Below are 18,608 nucleotides of genomic sequence, written 5' to 3'. Positions count from 1 at the left end.
AGCTTAATACTCTTTTTTAGTAGTTTTACTATATAAAATATAACTTCCTAAAAGCCAAATAATTGGAATTATATAAATAGAGTGAATCAACAATCTATCTCCAATATATTTTATTAATACATAATAAACCACAACTGCTAAAATTGAGTATGCTACAGTTTTATTTTTTTCATATCTTGGATTAAAATATCCAAAAGTTATAATAAGGAATAGTGAAATTAGTGGAAAAATAGATGTTAAGATATAAAAAGTTATATCATCTAGATCTTTATTTTGCTTAAAATTATCCTTCCAAAAAGTATAACTATCTAAAAATTTATCTTCTTTATCATCAGCAATTGAATCATTTATAAATAATCTATCATATTTTATTTGGCTAAATTCTTTATTATCAACAATATAAACTGTTCCATCGTCCAATCTAAAACTTAAGAAACCTTTTAAATTTTCAAGAACTGCCTCTTTACTAATCACAAATTGATCTCTATCTTTATCTGTTTGAAGAAGTTTTAAATCTTTAAATATATTGTTCTCTTTACCATCAATATAAATAAGCCAATCTCCAAATTTTTGTCCAAATTCACTCTCTTTTATATTGAAATTTGCCTCTTTTTTCTTTATTTCAATGAATTGTTTAGATAAATATTTTGCTTTTGGTATCAACCCAACAGATACTACTAAAAGAAGAAGTGTCAAAATTGCTGTAATGGGGAAAAAGATTTTTAATATTTTTTCTGGATTTAAACCAAAAGATGTTATTACTGTTAGCTCATATTCACTAGATAGCTTAGATAAAGTTATTGCTAAAGATATAAAAAATGTTATAGGTAAAGTAAAAAAAATAATTTGAGGAATTGAATATGAAAATAATTTGAATAATTCAAAAAAATTCATAGTAATAATCGATGTTAAACTAGCAATTTTTACCAAAAATACCATAGAAGTAATAAAAAATAATCCCAAAAATATAGGGAAAAATGTAACTGCAAATTGTGAATGTAGATAGTTGTTTAATCTCAATAAAAATCCTTAATCATTGTTGATACACTAAAAAAATACTCTATAAAAAATCCCACAACCAATGATGGAATAAATGGAATTTCATTCTCTTTTTTAGAAAACTTAAGATAAATTGCATGTATTATAGCAATAAATGCACTTAAGAATATAGCAAAAACTGTAGCTTGTAAACCTAAAACAACTCCAATAGAAGCAATAAGAGGAATATCACCCTCTCCTAAAGCAGTTTGAGTTTTAAGAGTTTCATCTTTTAAAATTCTAGATTTTATATTTTGTATATAAAATGTAACAATAAAATTTAATAAAACTATCGCTCCAGTACAAATAAATGCATTTTTTAATGCCTCAAAGAAATCAAATTTAGTAACAAAAAAAGATGTAATTAAAGCTATTAATAAAAGATAATCAGGTACTGCTCTAAATTTTAAATCATAAAAAGATAAAGCTAGTAAATTTATAATATATACTACTAAAGCTACTGCCCAAACAATATCAAATTCCACCAAATCGCCTTTGTCTTTTATTGAAATCATCGATTATATCATCTAACTCATTTGATGTAAAATCAGGCCACAATGTAGATGTAAAAAACATTTCAGCATAAGCATTTTGCCAAAGTAAATAGTTAGAAAGTCTTATTTCTCCACTCGTTCTTATTAATAAATCAACCTCACTAAATCCGGCTGTATCTAAACAAGATTCAAAATTTTTCTCATTTACCTCAAGATTATTCTCATTAAGTTTTTTTATAGCTCTTAAAATTTCATCTTTTGAACCATAATTTAAAGCTAATACCTGAGTAAGGCCTGAATTATTTGATGTTTTATTCTCTATATCTTTAATAGTAATTTGTAAAGATTTGGAAAATTTACTTAAATCTCCTATTGCTTTAAATCTAATATTATTTTTTAGAAATGTTTCAATTTCATTTTTTAAATATTTTTCTAAAAGTTTCATAAGATATTCAACTTCTAGTTTTGGTCTTGACCAATTTTCAGTAGAAAAAGCATATAAAGTAAGATATTGAACACCTATTTTTGAACAGTGTTTTGTAATCTCTCTTACAACCTTAGCTCCTTCTTCATGCCCAGCTGTTCTTTTAAGACCTCTTTCTTTAGCCCATCGTCCATTTCCATCCATAATTATCGCAATATGCTTAGGGGAATTTGAGTTATTCATGAGCTTCAAACTTTTTTTCTAGATTTTCTAAAATAGAAAATGAAATATCTAACTTATTTCCACTAAAATTTTTTGATTCATCTTTAAAAATTAGTTCAATAATATTATTTTCATCTCCAAATTTATTATTTTCATCTAAAATATTTAAACAAACTGCATCAAGATTTTTATTTATCAACATATTCTCTGCATTCGTTTTTGCATTTACTTTGTCCATTTCAGCTTTAAAACCAACAGAAATAATATTGTTTTTTTCTATGCTAGCCAAAATATCTATATTTTTTTTAAGTTTCAAATTCCAAGTCTCCCCTAAAGTCTCTTTTTTTATCTTTCCATCAACTTTTAAACTAGGTACATAATCACTAATAGCAGCTACCATAAATAAATATGTTTTTTTAGAATTTTGATTTAGTTTTAACTCTTTTTCTAAATTCTCTTTAAATTCTAAAGTACTAAAAATTTGAATTCTATTTATACCTTTTGGTGCATATTCTAATCCCCTAGAAGCTACCAAAGATACATCTGCCCCTAAATAATAAAGAGCTGTTGCTAGGCTTGAAGCCATTTTCCCACTTGAAAAATTTGATATATATCTTACATCATCTATTTTTTCAATTGTTCCTCCACCACTAAGAACAACTTTTCTATTTTCCCAATAAAAATTTCTTAAAAGTTCTCTACAAGTTTTATGGAAAATATCAATTGGCTCAGCCATCGCTCCATTTCCAACATCTTTACAAATAAGCTCTTTTGTTTGTGTACCTAAAATTTCAAAACCCAATTTTGTTAAATTTTCCAAACTTTTTTTTGTAATTGAATTTTCAATCATATTCGTATTTGCTGCTGGGCTTAAAACAATAGCTTTTGTATAAGCCAAAGCTGTTTGAAGCAATAAATTATCAGCAATTCCACTTGATAATTTATTTATAGTATTTGCACTAGCAGGTGCAATTATAAATATATCACTCCATTTTGCAATATCAATATGATTATAATCTTGTGATTTATCCCAATTCTCACTACTTTCATCTAAAATTTTATTTTGTGAAATTGCTTCAAAAGTAATTGGATTTATAAATTTTTTTGCAGCATCTGTCATAACAACTCTTACAGCTGCTCCTGCTTTTATATATAATCTTATTAATTCTAAAGCTTTATAAATAGCTATTGAACCAGTAACTCCTACAAGAATATTTTTATTTTTTAAAAGCATTATTTTTTCTTACTTTCAAAATGTTTGTAAAAATAACCATCAATAGTTTTTACTTTTGCTCTTGTTAAATACAATTCGCCTTTTTTTACATTCCCAGTTACACAAGAACCAGCACCTATAAGTACATCGTCCTCAACAGTTACAGGAGCAACAAATTGTGTATCACTTCCAACAAAAACATTTTTTCCTATAATAGTTTGATGTTTATTTACTCCATCATAGTTACAAGTTATTGTTCCACAACCAATATTTGTTCCCTCATTAATAGAACAATCTCCCAAATATGATAAGTGTCCAGCCTTTACACCATTTAATTTAGCTTTTTTTGTCTCTACAAAATTTCCAATATGTGTTTTATTTAGTTCACTTGCTGGTCTTATTCTTGCCATTGGCCCAACATCACTATCAATAATAACTGAATCTTCAACTACTGAATTTGTTTTTATATGTGAATTTATAATTTTTGAGTTTCCAAGAATTGAAACACCATTTTCAATAATAGATTCTCCTTCTATAACAACTCCCTCTTCTATGTAAATAGTATCAGGTAATCTCATAATCACACCTGCTCTTAGGAACTCTTTTTTAATTCTATTTTGATGAATTACCTCAGCATCAGCCAATTCCACTTTAGAATTTACACCTTTAAAATTCTCTTCATTTACAATTAAAGGTTTTAAAACTTTTCCTTGATTTATAGCCATTTCAACTAAATCTGTTATGTAATACTCTTTTTGAGCATTATTGTTATTTAATTTTGGTAAATTTTCAAGTAAAAATTTTGAACAAAACTGATAAATTCCTGCATTTGCAGTTCTAATTTTAAGCTCTTCAATACTTGCATCTTTTTGCTCAACTATTTTTTTTACATTTCCATTTTCAATAATTACTCTTCCATATCCATCAGCACTTTCTAATTCTAAAACTGACATAACAATAGTTGCATCTATATCAAATTTTTCTAATTCACTTGCTTGAATAAGGGGCATATCACCATTTAAAACTAAAACTTTTCCATATTTTGGTGTTATTCCCATAACTGCACCACCAGTTCCTGGATAATTTTTGTGATCTTGAATTACAAAATTTATATTTGTAAAATATTTTTCTATTTCAGCTTTAACTTTTTCAAATTGATGATATAAAACTACAGTAATATCATCACTTAATTTTAAAGCCTCTTTTATAGAGTAATAAAGCATTGGTTTTCCAGAAATTTTATGTAATACTTTTGGAGTATCTGATTTCATTCTAGTACCTTGACCAGCTGCAAGTATTATTATTGATTTATTAAACATTTTATTCCTTATATAATTTATTGAGCTAAAGCTTCATTAACCTCTTTTTTTAGATTCTCTACAACAGATTCCAAAGTACTTTTCACGTAACCATCAGTAGAATTTTCTAAAATCATTTTATCGAGATTTTTCTCTCTATCTTTAAAAAATTGTGCAACTTTTCTATTTTTTGAATTTTTGTTGTACATTAAAACTCCAGCAGCAACTAAAGTCATAATCAACTTTGCATGACCAAAAATAGCCGCATAATTTAAGATTGTAAATCCACTACTATCAGGTTGATTAATATCTGCACCTGCTGCTATTAACCATCTAGCTATTTGGAAATTTCCTTTCCACTGTGTATGATGAAGAGCTGTTCTTCCATGTATATCTTTTAAATTAAGATTGGCCTTTTTTGTAAGAAGCTTTTCAACTACAGCAATATCATTTGCTATAACTGCTTTATGAATTACCGTTCTTCCTTCATTATCTTGAATATCAACGTTAACTCTATACTTCAAAAAATTTACAAGTCTTTCAAAAAAACTCTCTTTCTCTTTTTTCTCTCTAATATTTAATCCATCTTCAACCATAAAAGCTAAAGGAGTTCTACCACTTTTATCTTGAGTATTTAAATTGATTCCATAATTTATAATAAGTTTTAAAGTTTCAAAATCATTATAAAGTACTAAATCAAATAAAACATTTGTTCCATCAAGTCTTGATATGTTTATATTTGGTTTACAAGTAAGAACTTTTTTAAGTAAAATATCATACTTTTCCCCCTCTTTAAATATAGTTGCAAGTTGAGGAGTTAATTTTTTAAAATTTTTTGTAACAGCTATTAATTCAACAATTACATCAACTACACTTCTTTCATCAATATCTTTAATATCAATATTTGAGCCTCTAGCTACTAAAAAATCTATCATTTTATAATTTGAATATCCTTTTAATATCTCATTATAAATGATATTTCTATTATTCTCATCAGTAACATTTACATTCGCACCACATTTAATTAAAAAATCTGCATTTGCAAAATTCTTATTTTCTATCTCTTTTTGCAGTGTAGTTTTTCCATTAATATCTAAAATATCAATCTCTAAACCATTTTCAATAAACAATAAAGCAAGTGATAAATAATCTCTTTTTGAAGATATAAGCTTATATCTTCCCTCTAGATTTTTTTCATCCCTTGCTTGTAAATCAACAATAAATAACAGTTCATCAATAATATTTCTATTTTTATTATCAACAATATTCATATTTATATTTTTTTTGATTAAAGCTTCAATAACAGGAATATTTATTTCACCTTGTATTATTGCGTTGAATAAAGCATTTTCTCCTGTTTTATCCAAAAAGTTTACATTTATTCCGTGGTTTATTAAAGTTATTGCTATTTCTGGATTATCTTTTAAAACAGCATAAAATAATGCTGTTTGATAATTGTTATCTAAAGAATTTATATCTTCAATATTATTTACAACATCTCTTAAAATGTTTAAATTTTTACCTTCGATAGCATGAAAGATAACTGTTTTACCTTCCGCATCTTTAATATTAAAATCTGGTTTATATGTCATTAAAACTTGGAAAATCTTTTCATTAGATAAGATTGCAGTACTTTGCAATATAGTTCTTCCTATTGAATTTTTAGCATTTATGTCATAGCCATTTTCTAGTAAAAATCTAACCATTGCTCCATCTGATTTCTCACAAGCCTCATCTAATGGAGTTTTTTTAAATTTATTTTCTAGATATTTATCAACTCCATTACTTAAAAGTAGTTTTATGGCATCATATTTTTTAGCAGATACAAGTAAAAATAGTAAACTATTACCATTTTCATCCTGTTTATTTATATCCACACCTTTTTTAATGATTTTGTCTAATTTTGTAACATCAAACTTATCAGAAAACAACTCTTTATAAAAAAGATTCTCATCAACTTTAAAAAAATTAAACACCAAAAACCTTTATATTTTGTAAAATTCTAATATTTTATCTAAATTTGAATTAAAAAGTTTTCCTGCTTCTTTTTCTAAAACCATTCGCTTTTTTATCTCTATTTTCTACATCTTTATTGTACTCTTTTGTTTTAGTTCTATCATTTTTCTCTTTTCTAAATCTACTTTCAAATCTTTTTTCTACGAAGCTATCATCACTTATAAGTGTTCCTTTTAAAGATTTTTCTATAAAGCTATTAAAAGAATTTCTCAAAATGTATGCTTTATCATGATCAGGAAAAAGATTTGGTAGCTTATATGAAAGCCAAAGATAAAGAGATATTTTTTTAACCTCATCTTCAACCAAGAGTAAATCTTTTTGTGTAATTGCTTTTTGTGGTAAAGTAATTGATGGTTTATAATGATTTGGTCTTTTTTTAACAACACTTGCAATATAAGAGTTATATGCTTGAAGAATAATTGTTGATTTTGTAGTTATTGGTGCTTGAGCTAAAAGATATTTTTCTTCAAGAGTTAAACCATCTTTTGAATCTACTATTCTTGAAGCTTCTAACATACTTGATAAATTTGCTGCTTCAAAAGGACCATTAAATTTCATATTTAATGCAAAAAAGTTTAAAACTTTTCCTAAAGACTTTGTCTTTAAATGCATTGAAAGTGATTCAAGTTGAGAGTTATTTATTTTTACTTTAAAAGGTGGTTTTATAGTTCTTATTGGACTTTGAAACTCTTCTTCTATATAATTTAAAATATCTCTTCTAGTAGCTCCTAAATATCCTGCTTCAAAAAGTCCAAATCTTCCAGCACGACCAGCAATTTGAACTATCTCATTTACAGTTATTTTTCTTTTTGACACTCCATCAAATTTTGTATCATTTGTAAATAAAATTGTCTTAATAGGAAGGTTTAATCCCATAGATATAGCATCTGTTGCTATTAAAATTTGACTTTTTTTCTCTCTAAATCTTCTTGCTTCATCTCGTCTTACTTCAGGAGACAAATTCCCATAAATAACAGAAACTGTATATTTTTTTTGAAGTTTTTGTTTAAGCTTTAAAACTTCAGCTCTTGAAAATGCAATTAAAGCTGTTCCATCTTCAAGTTTATCAAGAGAAGTCCATTTATCTAAAATTTTTAACTCATTTTTTCTTTTATGCTTTACAATTTCTAACTCTTCATCTAAATATTGAGCAATCTTTTTTACAGCATCAAGAGCATTTACACTTCCTGTCATAATTACTCTTTTTGCAGGAACTCCAATAATAGCATTTACCCAAGCCCAACCTCTATCATCATCTTCAAGCATTTGTACTTCATCAATAACTGCTACGTCAACTTCTAAATCAAAATCAATCATCTCAATAGTTGAACAAATATGTGCAGCATCTTCATTTAGCTGTTGCTCTTCACCAGTAACCAATGAAGCTTCAATATTTGACTCTTTTAAATCTTCATAACCTTCTAAAGCTAAAAGTCTCAAAGGTGCCAAATAAAGTCCACTATTTGCCTCTTTTAATTTTTTCATAGCATTATAAGTTTTCCCACTGTTTGTAGGACCCACATAAAATTCTAACTTTCTATTCATACTTCTTGCTAATGGATAAAGCGTTTTTAAATCACAATTCAATAATATTTTTAAATCTTCTTGCCAACTATTTTTCATATATCTTCTTTTTATAAATTCACAAATTATATCTACTTTTACCAATATTTCCCTATAATACAGCTTTTAATAAAGGATTAGATTTTATGACTTGTAAATATTTTGGGCTATGTGCCTCATGTACTTTGTATGACAAAACTTATGAAGAACAGCTAGATTTTAAAACAAACAGAGAAAAAGATAGATTTTCTAATTTCACAAATATCAATTTTGATATTATAAAAAGTAGTGATGCAAATTTTAGAAATCGTGCTGAATTTAGAATTTGGTGGGAAAAAGATGAAAACAATGAAAAAGATGTTTTATCTTATGCAATGAGTGATACAAAAAAAGATATTTTACAAATAGATTCTTGCTCAATAGTAAGTCCTCAAATTGCTGAACTTATGCCAAAACTTCTTGCAGAGTTACAAAGTGATATGATTTTATCTTTTAGACTATTTGGTATTGAATTTTTAGGAAGTTCAACTTCTGATATGCTTGTAACTTTACTTTATCATAAGAAATTAGAAAAATATTGGGAAGAATTAGCGAAACAAATTGAAAATAAATTTAACATAAAAATTATTGGTAGAAGCAGAAAACAAAAAATTGTTTTAAGCAGTGATTTTATAAATGAAAATTTAAATATCAATAATCAAAGTTTTAAATTTACTTATGAAGAAAATGGTTTCACTCAACCAAATACAAATGTAAATAAACAGATGATTGAATGGGTTTTAAACAATACAAAAGATTCAAAAAAAGATTTATGTGAACTTTATTGTGGTGGTGGAAACTTTACAATTCCTCTATCAAAAAAATTCAATAAAGTATTAGCTACTGAAATCTCAAAAACTTCTATAAAATCAGCTTTAAGAAATTGTGAACTAAATGATATAAAAAATATTGAATTTATAAGAATGAGTGCTGAAGAGTTTGTAGAAGCTTTAAATGAAGTTAGAGCATTTAATAGATTAAAAAATGTAGATCTAAAATCATATGATTTTGATACAATTTTTATGGATCCGCCAAGAAGTGGACTTGATGATACAACTAGAAATTTATCAAAAAATTTTGAGAATATTATCTACATCTCTTGCAATCCTGAAACTTTACATAGAGATTTAGAAGAATTAACTTTAACTCACGAAATTGTAAGATTTGCTCTTTTTGACCAATTTGCATATACAAATCATATTGAGTGCGGAGCAATTTTAAAAAGAAAATAGAAGATAAATCTTCTATTTTCTTGTAACTAAATTTAAATTTAGATGAATAATATCAAGAGCTGCTGGTGTAATTCCTGATATCAAACTTGCATTATAAAGTGTTGGTGGTCTGTGTTTTTCTAACTTCTCAATTACTTCATTTGAAAGACCTGGAAGTCCTCTATAAGAGAAATTATCAGGTATAGAAAGTTTTAGCATTTTCTTCATTTTTTCTATTTGTTTTTGTTGTTTTTGGATATATCTATAATATTTTGCTTCAATAATTATTTGATTTTTTAAATATTCATCCAACTCTTTTAAACTAGGTACTAAAACATCGAATTTTTCAATATCAATAGTGTTTCTTCCAATTAAATCTATTAAAAGAACTTTATCATTGATTTTCTCTTCGCCAATAGATTCTAAAAGTTCTAAAGTCTCTTTTTTAGAAGTTATCCAAGTAGATGCCATAAACTCAACTGCTTCTTCTAAAGCTTTTCTTTTAGCCTCAACTTTAGCAAAAGTTTCATCATCTAAAAGTCCTAATTTATGCCCATAACCTGAAAGTCTAATATCAGCATTTTCTTCTCTTAAAAGAAGTCTATACTCAGCCCTACTTGTAAACATTCTGTATGGTTCTTGAGTTCCTTTTGTAACTAAATCATCTATTAAAACTCCGATATATGCTTCATCTCGTCTAAGAATAAAAGGCTCTTTTCCATCTATAGCTAAAGATGCATTTATACTTGCCATCAATCCTTGAGCTGCTGCTTCTTCATATCCTGTTGTAGCATTTATTTGACCAGCATTATAAAGATTTTTTATCTTTTTTGTTTCAAGACTATGTTTAAGTTCAGTTGGATCAACATAATCATATTCAATAGCATATCCATATCTTATAATTCTTGCATTTTCTAAACCTTTTACAGAGTGAATCATTCTTTTTTGAACTTCAATTGGAAGAGAACTTGACATTCCATTTATATAATATTCAGTACATTTTGATGTTTGAGGTTCTAAAAATAGTTGATGTCTCTCTCTTTCACTAAATCTTTTTACTTTATCTTCAATACTTGGACAATATCTTGGACCTGAACCTTGAATTTGCCCTGTGTAAATTGGTGCTCTATGAAAATTTGAAGAAATGATATCGTGCGTATCCAAATTTGTGTATGTTACATAGCAAGGATACTGTGTTGGACTAAATGTTTTTTTATCTGTTCTAAAAGAAAAAGGTGCAGGTTTTATATCTCCTCCATGCATATCCATAACTGAAAAATCAATAGAATTTGCATCTAATCTTGAAGGTGTACCTGTTTTAAGTCTTCCTACATTTAAACCTAACTCTTTTAATTGTATAGACAGAGTAGATGACGGTAATTCCCAAGCACGTCCAGCTTCATAAGTATTTTCACCAATATGAATCAATCCTCTCATAAAGGTTCCCGTCGTAAGAATTGTTTTTTTAGATTTAAATTCTTCACCAAGTTTTGTTTTTACTCCAAGAACTTCATCATTTTCAACTATCAATGAAGTTACTTCATCTTGATAAATATTTAAATTAGGAGTATTATGACAAACTTTTCTCATATATTCTCTATATTCATCCATATCAATTTGAGCTCTTGTTCCTTGTACAGCTGCACCTTTTGAATCATTTAAAATCCTAAATTGTATTCCTGTAGCATCTGTACAAAGTCCCATTTCTCCACCAAGAGCATCTAATTCTTTTACTAAATGTCCCTTTGCTAAACCACCAATAGCAGGATTACAACTAGCTGCTCCTATTTGTTCAACAAGCATTGTGATTAATAATGTTTTTTTCCCTAACCTTGCACCTGCAAGTGCTGCTTCTATACCAGCATGTCCCGCACCAACAACGATAATATCGTATTGCATTAACTTTCCTTTTTATAAAGAGTATCAGATTTTTAAATATTAGTAAAAATTAGCTTCTTATGAATTTTTGGCTATTATAACCAAATTTTATCTAAAGGTTTTTTAAGTGTTTACAGGACTTATAAGAGAGTTGGCAAAGGTTGAAAGTTTTTCAAATAATATTTTAACACTAAAATCAAATTATAAACCAAAAATTGGTGATTCAATAGCAGTTAATGGTGCATGTTTGACTGTAGTTAAAATATCAAATAACTCTTTTAGCGTAGAGTTATCTCCAGAAAGTACAAAAATTTTAGCTTTAGAAAACTATAAAAATGAAGTTCATATGGAACCTGCTATGCAAATGGGTGATAGATTTGAAGGTCATATTGTTCAAGGTCATGTTGATTGCATTGGTACTATAAAAAAAATAGATAAAAGTGGTAATTCCACAGATTTTTATATCTCTTTACCAAAAGAGTTTATTAAATATGTTATTCCAAAAGGAAGTATCACTATTGATGGTGTATCACTTACAGTAAATGATGTTTTTAGTGATTCTTTTAGACTTACAATAATCCCACATACAATTGAAAATACACTTTTTAAAAAATATAAAATTGGCAGTAGAGTAAATATTGAGACTGATATGTTCGCTAGATATATTTATAATATGTTCAAAAATAAAAAAGAAGATTTATCTTGGGGAGATGTTGAAAGAATAATGGCTAGTTATTAGTCATTTTTTCTGGCGCTTGACTTCCATAAAGATAAAAATATCTTTTTTTACTTGCATTTATATATGGTTTAACTTTAGCGATTCTCATATCAGCTAAGTTTATAACTTCCGTTACAACTCCAACTTTTAAGCCTTCATAAAATATATTATCCATTCCAGATGTAATAACTTCATCGCCTTCTTTTATTTCAGCTAAAACTGGAATAAATTTTATTTGAAGGCTATCTTCATTTTCACCTGCCATAATAATTCCAGGACTTTTTTGTTCTCCTATAAAGACTGAATATGAACAATCTTTATTACCATTTAATAATCCAATTGCTCTATTTTGTTGATTAACTACTATTCCAGCTGCGAAATTATCAGAAATAAGCCCTAAAATCTTATCACTTTGTAAATCTTTAGCTAAAGAAACTTTTGTGAAATCATTGAAGCTTAAATATGAGATAACTTTTACCAGTTCAACATGAGAAGTTGTTTGTGGTACATTTAAATTCTTTAAGAACTCATCTTTTACAGCTAACTCTTGTTTTGCAATATCATACAAAACTTTATAATCTCTTAGCTCTTTATTTTCTTGTTTGAGTTTTTCTATAGTTTTTGCCTGATTGAAATATTTATCAAACAAGCTTGAGACATCTAAAACATTTTTTACATAAAATGTTTTGATATCACTTAAAAATGTAAAATTCTTTACAATTAATTCATCTACTTTAAATATGTAAGATAAAATAGCTATTATAAAAAATGCTACAAAAATTAGCTTTCGCATTAGTTATTTGTAATTAATTTTAATAATTCTGGTTGTTCTAATACTTGGCTTGTTCCATAAGCAACAGATAAAAGTGGATCATCTGCAATTTGTACTGGAAGTTTTATAATATCAGCTAGATATTTATCTAAACCTCTAATTAATGCTCCTCCACCTGTTATAATTACTCCATTGTCAACAATATCACTTGCTAAATCTGGTGGCATATTTTCTAAAACACTTTTTATTGCAGAAGCTATTTCTCTTAAAGGTTCTTTGATTGCTGTTCTTACACCTTCACTTCCAAATTCAATAGTTGAAAGAAGTCCAGAGTTATCTCTTCCTTTTACTTGCATTTTTAATTCTGTTTCAAGTTTTATTGCTGCACCAATTTCAATTTTAATATTTTCAGCAACTCTTTCACCAATAAATAGATTATAATTTTGTCTTACATGCTCTATAATAGCTTTATCTATTTTATCTCCACCAACTTTGATAGATCTACATAATACTAAACCACCTAAAGATGTAACACCAATTTCAGTTGTTCCACCACCAATATCAACTATAACATATCCAGATGGTCCAGAAACATCTATTCCAGCTCCTATAGCAGCAGCCATTGGCTCTTCAACAAGAAAAACTTCTCTTGCCCCTGCACTCATAGCTGATTCTTCAACTGCTTTTTTCTCAACTTGTGTGATTCCATAAGGAATACAGATGATTACTCTAGGTCTTATAAATGATTTTCTTGAATGAGCTTTTTCAATAAAATATCTAATCATTCTTTCAGTCATTTCAAAATCTGCAATAACACCATCTTGCATAGGACGAACCGCTTTAATATTTAAAGGAGTTTTTCCAATCATCTGTTTTGCTTCTTGTCCAACTGCTAAAATTCTATCTTTTCCATGTTTTTCACTTTGAATTGCAACAACTGATGGCTCATTTATAATTATCCCTTTTCCTCTTACAGAAACAACTGTATTAGCTGTTCCTAAGTCTATTGCCATATCATTTGAGAAAAAACCTATTAATTTATCTACAATCATCTATTTATCCTTTGCTATAACTTTTGGCTGATCAGTTTTTAAAACAACTTCTTTTGTAATAATAATTTTTTTATTTTTATATTTTGGAAGGTCAAACATAATATCAAGCATAATATCTTCTAAAATTGATCTAAGTCCTCTTGCACCAGTTTTTCTTTTAATTGCTAAATCAGCTAATTCTAAAAGAGCATCTTTTTCGAATTCTAGAGTAACTTTATCCATTTCAAAAAGTTTTATATACTGTTTTATTAATGCATTCTTTGGTTCTGTTAAAATATGAACCATATCTTCTTTTGTAATCTCATTTAAAGTTGCTATCATATGAAGTCTTCCAATAAGTTCAGGAATAAGCCCATATTTTACTAAATCATCTGTTTCAACTTTAGAAATAAGTTTTGATTCATCATTCTTTGATTTCTTCTCGTGATTAAATCCTAAAACATTTGAACCTTGTTTTCTTTTAATGATGTCTTCTAAACCATCAAAAGCTCCACCACAAATAAATAATATATTCGATGTATCAACTTGTAAAAGCTCTTGACTTGGATGTTTTCTTCCACCTTTTGGAGGTATATTTACTAATGCACCTTCAACAATCTTTAATAAAGCTTGCTGAACTCCCTCACCTGAAACATCTCTAGTTATACTTCTATTTTCACTCATTCTAGCAATTTTATCAATCTCATCAATGAAAATAATTCCTCTTTCAGCTTTTTCAATATCTCCACCTGCTGCTTGAACAAGTCTTGTAACAACATTTTCAACATCATCTCCAACGTATCCAGCTTCAGTTAAACTAGTTGCATCTGCAATTGCTAAAGGTACATCAAGATATTTTGAAATAGTTTGCGCAAGAAGTGTTTTACCGCTTCCTGTTGGTCCTATTAAAAGAACATTTGATTTATTTAACTCAATATCACCCTCAAGTTCATCTTTTCTAAATATTCTTTTATAATGGTTATAAACAGCTACACTTAAAACTTTTTTAGCTCTATCTTGACCTATAATATACTCATCTAGAATCTTTTTTAACTCTGCTGGAGTTTTTATTTTCACATCTTTTGGTTTTTTAGAATTATTAGATGTCTCATCTAATATAATTTCACCATTCATAATATCGTAAGCTGCACCAACACAAGATTTACAAATGCAGGCATTATCACCAGTTATAATAGGGTTTGCTTTAGTATCAGCTGCTCCACAAAAATCACAAATTATTTTACTCATCATTACTCTTTAATTTTCTTTCAAAAGGAATTCCTCTTTTTGTATTTAATACAAAGTTTGCTAATTCCTTAACATATTTATTTTGATCATTTTCAAATAAATCAAGTGCAGCATCTTGAAGAGGATTTCCCATATTAAATAAACCTTTATACGCATGTTTTAAAGCATCTATATCTTCTCTATTTTCTAATCTTCTTCTTAATCCAACTAAGTTTAATCCCTTAACAGTAGCTTTGTTACCCTCAGCTAGGCAAAATGGTGGAATATCTTGAGCAACAGCACTTGCTCCTCCAATCATTACACCAGTTCCTATCTTACAAAATTGGTGAACAGGAGTTAATCCACCAATAACCACAAAATCTCCACACTCAACATGCCCTGCAAGTGTTACACCATTTGCAAAAATTGAATTATTTCCAATTACACAATCATGTGCTACGTGTGTATATCCCATAAATAGGTTATTATCTCCAATAACTGTTTTTCTATGTCCTGTTACAGTACCTGGATTAAATAATGTGTATTCTCTAATTTTATTATTATCTCCAATAATTAATTCTACATCATCACTTGGATTAAACTTTAAATCTTGAGGAATTGTTCCAATTGATGCATGTGAAAAAATATGATTATTCTTTCCAATTGTTGTTTTACCAACAATTACTGTGTGGGAATCAATAACTGTTCCATCACCAATTTTTACATCTTTTCCTATTATTGTATAAGCTCCAATTGTTACACCGTCACCTAAAATTGCACCATCTTCAATAATGGCAGTTTTGTGAATATTATTCATTTTAATCCTAATTATTTATCAACAATCATGGCTTTAAATTCAGCTTCAGCTGTAAGTTTTCCATCAACATAAGCTTTTCCCTCAAGCACCATTAGAGTACTTTTCATTTTAACTGCAATTAATTCATAATCTAGTCTATCACCAGGACGAACAGGATTCCTAAATTTTGCTTTGTCTATGCTCATAAAATATATAACTTTATCTTTCATTTGCTCATCACTTAATCCTGAGCTTTTTAGAGCTAAAACCCCCCCACATTGTGCCATACCTTCAAGTATTAAAACACCTGGATAAATTGGATGTCCTGGGAAATGGCCTTGAAATGCTGGTTCTGAAATAGAGATATTTTTAAAACCTTTTATAGATTTAGATAATTCCATTTCTGTAATTCTATCAACTAATAAAAGTGGGTATCTGTGAGGTAAAATCTCTTGAATTTGTATAATGTCAAACATATTTTAATCCTGAATAAAAATTTGTTAAAGTTGAAGATTATATCTAAAAGTAGTTTAGTTTTTTATAATCCTTGCTACATTCTCTGAACTACCGTGTTTTAGATACTCTCTTAAAAGCTTTGAATTGTTAAAAAAATCTTCTTTATTCATATTATTATAATCATTTAAAAGATTATTTACAGTAACATCATTTTGTAAAAATTCACTATGCAGTTGACTTTTTTTCATTTTTTCAAAAAATATATTTGCAAGTCCAACAAATTGGAGTTTTACAAAAGTTTTTCCTATAAAAAAATCTAATTTTTTTGCAATATATGAAAGAGTAAAAGGTGTACCTATAAGTGCTGCTTCAAGTGTTGCTGTACCTGAACAAATAAATGCATATTCTGCTTGATAAAGTGCCTCATGAGAATTTTTTGATATAGTAAAATCTTTTATATCACCATAAATCTTTTTTATATATTCATCGTCAAATTTTGAAGGAATTACTAAAATATACTCTTTTTCTGGTATTTTTTTTGTAAGCTCTCTAAAAATTGGCATAAGATTTGTAATTTCTGTTTTTCTACTTCCTGGCATAAAAACAATTTTATTTGAAGTAGTTAAATTTTCTTTAAAATTTTTTATCTCGTCTAAAAGAGGATGCCCTACATACCTGATTTTATTTTTATCATTATAAATTTCACTTTCAAAAGGTAAAATTGAACACAACTTCGTGCAATATTTTTCCAAAGCAATTACACGTTTTCTTTTCCAAGCCCAAGCCTGAGGTAAAATATAGTAAATAATCTCTTTATCCGGATAAGTATGTCTTAGTTTTTTTGCTAAAGGTAGATTAAATCCAGAGCTATCTAGTAGTAAAACTTTGTCACAATCTTTTGCTAAATCTACAAGCTCATCTCTTAAACGAAAAAAGAATCTTAATTTTTTAAGAGCATCAACAAATCCCATAATCGCTAAAGAACTTAAATCATATAAAGGTTTACCCAACTCTTTGTCAAATACTCCAACAAATTCAACATCATCCAAATATTTTTTTAACTCTTTTAAATGAATATTTGATGAAGCTTCCATTGCACTAACTAAAATTTTCATACAATTTCCTCTTTTATATCTTCATAAGTTACTGCATTAATAAAAATTTCATACTTAGCATCCATAACCTCATCAAGAACGATTAAAGCACTTAAATCAAAAGGATTTTTTAAAATATCTGCTCTTAATTTTATCTCTTCTTCAAAGCTCATAGATTTAAATATAAGCTCTTTTGTACTAGCATAGTTAGTTTTTGCAAGTTTGTTGAAAGTTTCTAAAGTTATTATTTTAACTTCATCTTTAGCAAGATAGTTTATACCATCTTTTTGATATTCAATTTTTGAACTAGTTTGATTTCTATTAACAGTGGAATATACAAATATATATGAAGGTATCACCTCTTTGTTTACAACAACTTTTCCACTAAGTAGTCTATAATTTAAAAATCTTTGTTTAATTAATTTATACTCTTTATTTTCATCTTCAAGAGTATTTCTTTTTTTGTAAAGCTCTAATCTTTGTTCTATTGATTCTGGCATTATTTGATTTGAAATTGGATTAAACATCTCATCCATTATTTTCTTTTGATGTTCTCTTTGAGCTGATAAACCAAATAAACAACCACAATAATTTTGTCTATAAAGACTATTTTCTTTTACTCTTAGTCCTTGAATTTCAGCACCATTACCACTTCTATAATCTCTAAAAATAAATTCTACTCCAGTTTTTTTAAAAAGATTATTTCCTATAATCTCTAATTTTTCTTGGGATTTTTTTGGAGAAATTAATAAAGTTGTAGTGAACTTATCATGACCCAATTCTAAGGCTTTTTGAACACTATTATCAAGTCTATCATCATAGCAAACTGTACAACGATCTCCTTTCTCAGGTAAATGTTCCATTCCTTTTACTTTTTTTAACCATTCTTCAAGGTTATAAGGCCCTTCAAGTAATGGAATTCCTAATTTCTTACAAGAGTATTCAACATCCAAATATCTAAGTCTATATTCACTATATGGATGAATATTAGGGTCATAAAAATAACCTACAAGTTTTTCTTCTGGATACTCTTCTTGGATTTTTTCTAAAAAATAGTGGCTATCAACTGCACAACAAATATGAACTAACAATAAAATTCCTTTTTATAAAATATATTC

Annotated in this window: 17 protein-coding genes; 2 read left to right on the top strand and 15 right to left on the bottom strand. The window is 27.5% G+C overall.

Going from position 1 to position 18,608, the window contains the following annotated elements:
* Window positions 1-3: 3 nt before the first annotated feature.
* From ACBT_RS01985 to ACBT_RS01955, 7 genes are read right to left on the bottom strand one after another with little or no spacing between them, the layout of a single operon-like run.
* Window positions 4-1,020 (bottom strand): LptF/LptG family permease, encoded by a 1,017-nt coding sequence (locus tag ACBT_RS01985; RefSeq protein WP_024775791.1) that lies wholly within the window; start codon window positions 1,018-1,020, stop codon window positions 4-6.
* Window positions 1,017-1,523, bottom strand: coding sequence for a prepilin peptidase (locus ACBT_RS01980; RefSeq protein WP_024775792.1), 507 nt, complete (start codon window positions 1,521-1,523; stop codon window positions 1,017-1,019). The genes ACBT_RS01985 and ACBT_RS01980 overlap by 4 nt, the downstream gene beginning before the upstream one ends.
* Window positions 1,513-2,199, bottom strand: coding sequence for a di-trans,poly-cis-decaprenylcistransferase (locus ACBT_RS01975; RefSeq protein ID WP_024775793.1), 687 nt, complete (start codon window positions 2,197-2,199; stop codon window positions 1,513-1,515). Before ACBT_RS01975 ends, ACBT_RS01980 begins: the two co-directional genes overlap by 11 nt.
* The gene (gene coaBC, locus ACBT_RS01970) at window positions 2,192-3,412 is read right to left on the bottom strand and encodes a bifunctional phosphopantothenoylcysteine decarboxylase/phosphopantothenate--cysteine ligase CoaBC (protein WP_024775794.1); all 1,221 of its coding nucleotides are present in this window, start codon (window positions 3,410-3,412) and stop codon (window positions 2,192-2,194) included. The genes ACBT_RS01975 and coaBC overlap by 8 nt, the downstream gene beginning before the upstream one ends.
* The gene (gene glmU, locus ACBT_RS01965) at window positions 3,412-4,710 is read right to left on the bottom strand and encodes a bifunctional UDP-N-acetylglucosamine diphosphorylase/glucosamine-1-phosphate N-acetyltransferase GlmU (RefSeq protein WP_024775795.1); all 1,299 of its coding nucleotides are present in this window, start codon (window positions 4,708-4,710) and stop codon (window positions 3,412-3,414) included. Before glmU ends, coaBC begins: the two co-directional genes overlap by 1 nt.
* A 17-nt stretch (window positions 4,711-4,727) precedes the next feature.
* A complete protein-coding gene (locus ACBT_RS01960; protein ID WP_024775796.1) occupies window positions 4,728-6,665 on the bottom strand; it encodes an ankyrin repeat domain-containing protein in 1,938 nt (645 codons plus the stop codon).
* Window positions 6,666-6,714: 49 nt separating this feature from the next.
* The gene (locus tag ACBT_RS01955) at window positions 6,715-8,328 is read right to left on the bottom strand and encodes a helicase-related protein (protein WP_024775797.1); all 1,614 of its coding nucleotides are present in this window, start codon (window positions 8,326-8,328) and stop codon (window positions 6,715-6,717) included.
* Between the two features lie 86 nt (window positions 8,329-8,414).
* Between ACBT_RS01955 and trmA the strand changes: the two genes are divergently transcribed.
* A complete protein-coding gene (gene trmA, locus ACBT_RS01950) occupies window positions 8,415-9,539 on the top strand; it encodes a tRNA (uridine(54)-C5)-methyltransferase TrmA (protein ID WP_024775798.1) in 1,125 nt (374 codons plus the stop codon).
* A gap of 12 nt (window positions 9,540-9,551) precedes the next feature.
* Here trmA and mnmG read toward each other — a convergent pair whose 3' ends face one another.
* Window positions 9,552-11,417 (bottom strand): tRNA uridine-5-carboxymethylaminomethyl(34) synthesis enzyme MnmG, encoded by a 1,866-nt coding sequence (gene mnmG, locus ACBT_RS01945; RefSeq protein WP_024775799.1) that lies wholly within the window; start codon window positions 11,415-11,417, stop codon window positions 9,552-9,554.
* A 106-nt stretch (window positions 11,418-11,523) separates the two neighbouring features.
* Here mnmG and ribE point away from each other — a divergent pair, with 106 nt between their 5' ends.
* A complete protein-coding gene (gene ribE, locus ACBT_RS01940; protein ID WP_024775800.1) occupies window positions 11,524-12,135 on the top strand; it encodes a riboflavin synthase in 612 nt (203 codons plus the stop codon).
* Here the strand turns inward: ribE and mreC are convergent.
* The 7 genes from mreC to ACBT_RS01905 are packed head-to-tail and all read right to left on the bottom strand — an operon-like array spanning window position 12,125 to window position 18,581.
* Entirely contained in the window at window positions 12,125-12,907 is a 783-nt protein-coding gene (mreC, locus tag ACBT_RS01935; RefSeq protein ID WP_024775801.1) for a rod shape-determining protein MreC, read from the bottom strand. The two genes, ribE and mreC, sit on opposite strands and share 11 nt — an antisense overlap.
* Window positions 12,907-13,938 carry a rod shape-determining protein gene (locus ACBT_RS01930; RefSeq protein WP_024775802.1) on the bottom strand — a complete coding sequence of 344 codons (1,032 nt, stop codon included), beginning with the start codon at window positions 13,936-13,938 and terminating at the stop codon, window positions 12,907-12,909. The genes mreC and ACBT_RS01930 overlap by 1 nt, the downstream gene beginning before the upstream one ends.
* Window positions 13,939-15,165, bottom strand: coding sequence for an ATP-dependent Clp protease ATP-binding subunit ClpX (gene clpX, locus ACBT_RS01925; RefSeq protein ID WP_084031364.1), 1,227 nt, complete (start codon window positions 15,163-15,165; stop codon window positions 13,939-13,941).
* A complete protein-coding gene (gene lpxA, locus ACBT_RS01920) occupies window positions 15,158-15,961 on the bottom strand; it encodes an acyl-ACP--UDP-N-acetylglucosamine O-acyltransferase (protein WP_024775804.1) in 804 nt (267 codons plus the stop codon). The genes clpX and lpxA overlap by 8 nt, the downstream gene beginning before the upstream one ends.
* Before the next feature lie 11 nt (window positions 15,962-15,972).
* Complete coding sequence (gene fabZ / locus ACBT_RS01915) at window positions 15,973-16,416, bottom strand: 3-hydroxyacyl-ACP dehydratase FabZ (protein WP_024775805.1); 444 nt, start codon at window positions 16,414-16,416, stop codon at window positions 15,973-15,975.
* A 54-nt stretch (window positions 16,417-16,470) separates the two neighbouring features.
* Window positions 16,471-17,511: a lipid-A-disaccharide synthase gene (gene lpxB / locus ACBT_RS01910; RefSeq protein WP_024775806.1), complete on the bottom strand. Its 1,041-nt coding sequence runs from the start codon at window positions 17,509-17,511 to the stop codon at window positions 16,471-16,473.
* On the bottom strand, window positions 17,508-18,581 hold the full coding sequence (locus tag ACBT_RS01905; protein WP_024775807.1) for an epoxyqueuosine reductase QueH: 1,074 nt from the start codon (window positions 18,579-18,581) through the stop codon (window positions 17,508-17,510). Before ACBT_RS01905 ends, lpxB begins: the two co-directional genes overlap by 4 nt.
* Window positions 18,582-18,608: the final 27 nt, after the last annotated feature.

It is taken from the genome of Aliarcobacter cibarius (genome assembly GCF_013372265.1).
GTDB classification, from domain to species: Bacteria; Campylobacterota; Campylobacteria; order Campylobacterales; family Arcobacteraceae; genus Aliarcobacter; species Aliarcobacter cibarius.
The sequence above is the reverse complement of the archived record's forward strand: the minus strand, read 5'-3'. Positions and strand labels throughout refer to the sequence as shown.

Coding starts and splice junctions, on each gene's coding strand:
- ACBT_RS01975 (WP_024775793.1), bottom strand. CDS start 2,199: ATGAATAACTCAAATTCCCCTAAGCATATTGCGATAATTATGGATGGA.
- trmA (WP_024775798.1), top strand. CDS start 8,415: ATGACTTGTAAATATTTTGGGCTATGTGCCTCATGTACTTTGTATGAC.
- clpX (WP_084031364.1), bottom strand. CDS start 15,165: ATGAGTAAAATAATTTGTGATTTTTGTGGAGCAGCTGATACTAAAGCA.
- ACBT_RS01930 (WP_024775802.1), bottom strand. CDS start 13,938: ATGATTGTAGATAAATTAATAGGTTTTTTCTCAAATGATATGGCAATA.
- fabZ (WP_024775805.1), bottom strand. CDS start 16,416: ATGTTTGACATTATACAAATTCAAGAGATTTTACCTCACAGATACCCA.
- glmU (WP_024775795.1), bottom strand. CDS start 4,710: ATGTTTAATAAATCAATAATAATACTTGCAGCTGGTCAAGGTACTAGA.
- mreC (WP_024775801.1), bottom strand. CDS start 12,907: ATGCGAAAGCTAATTTTTGTAGCATTTTTTATAATAGCTATTTTATCT.
- coaBC (WP_024775794.1), bottom strand. CDS start 3,412: ATGCTTTTAAAAAATAAAAATATTCTTGTAGGAGTTACTGGTTCAATA.
- lpxB (WP_024775806.1), bottom strand. CDS start 17,511: ATGAAAATTTTAGTTAGTGCAATGGAAGCTTCATCAAATATTCATTTA.
- lpxA (WP_024775804.1), bottom strand. CDS start 15,961: ATGAATAATATTCACAAAACTGCCATTATTGAAGATGGTGCAATTTTA.
- ACBT_RS01955 (WP_024775797.1), bottom strand. CDS start 8,328: ATGAAAAATAGTTGGCAAGAAGATTTAAAAATATTATTGAATTGTGAT.
- mnmG (WP_024775799.1), bottom strand. CDS start 11,417: ATGCAATACGATATTATCGTTGTTGGTGCGGGACATGCTGGTATAGAA.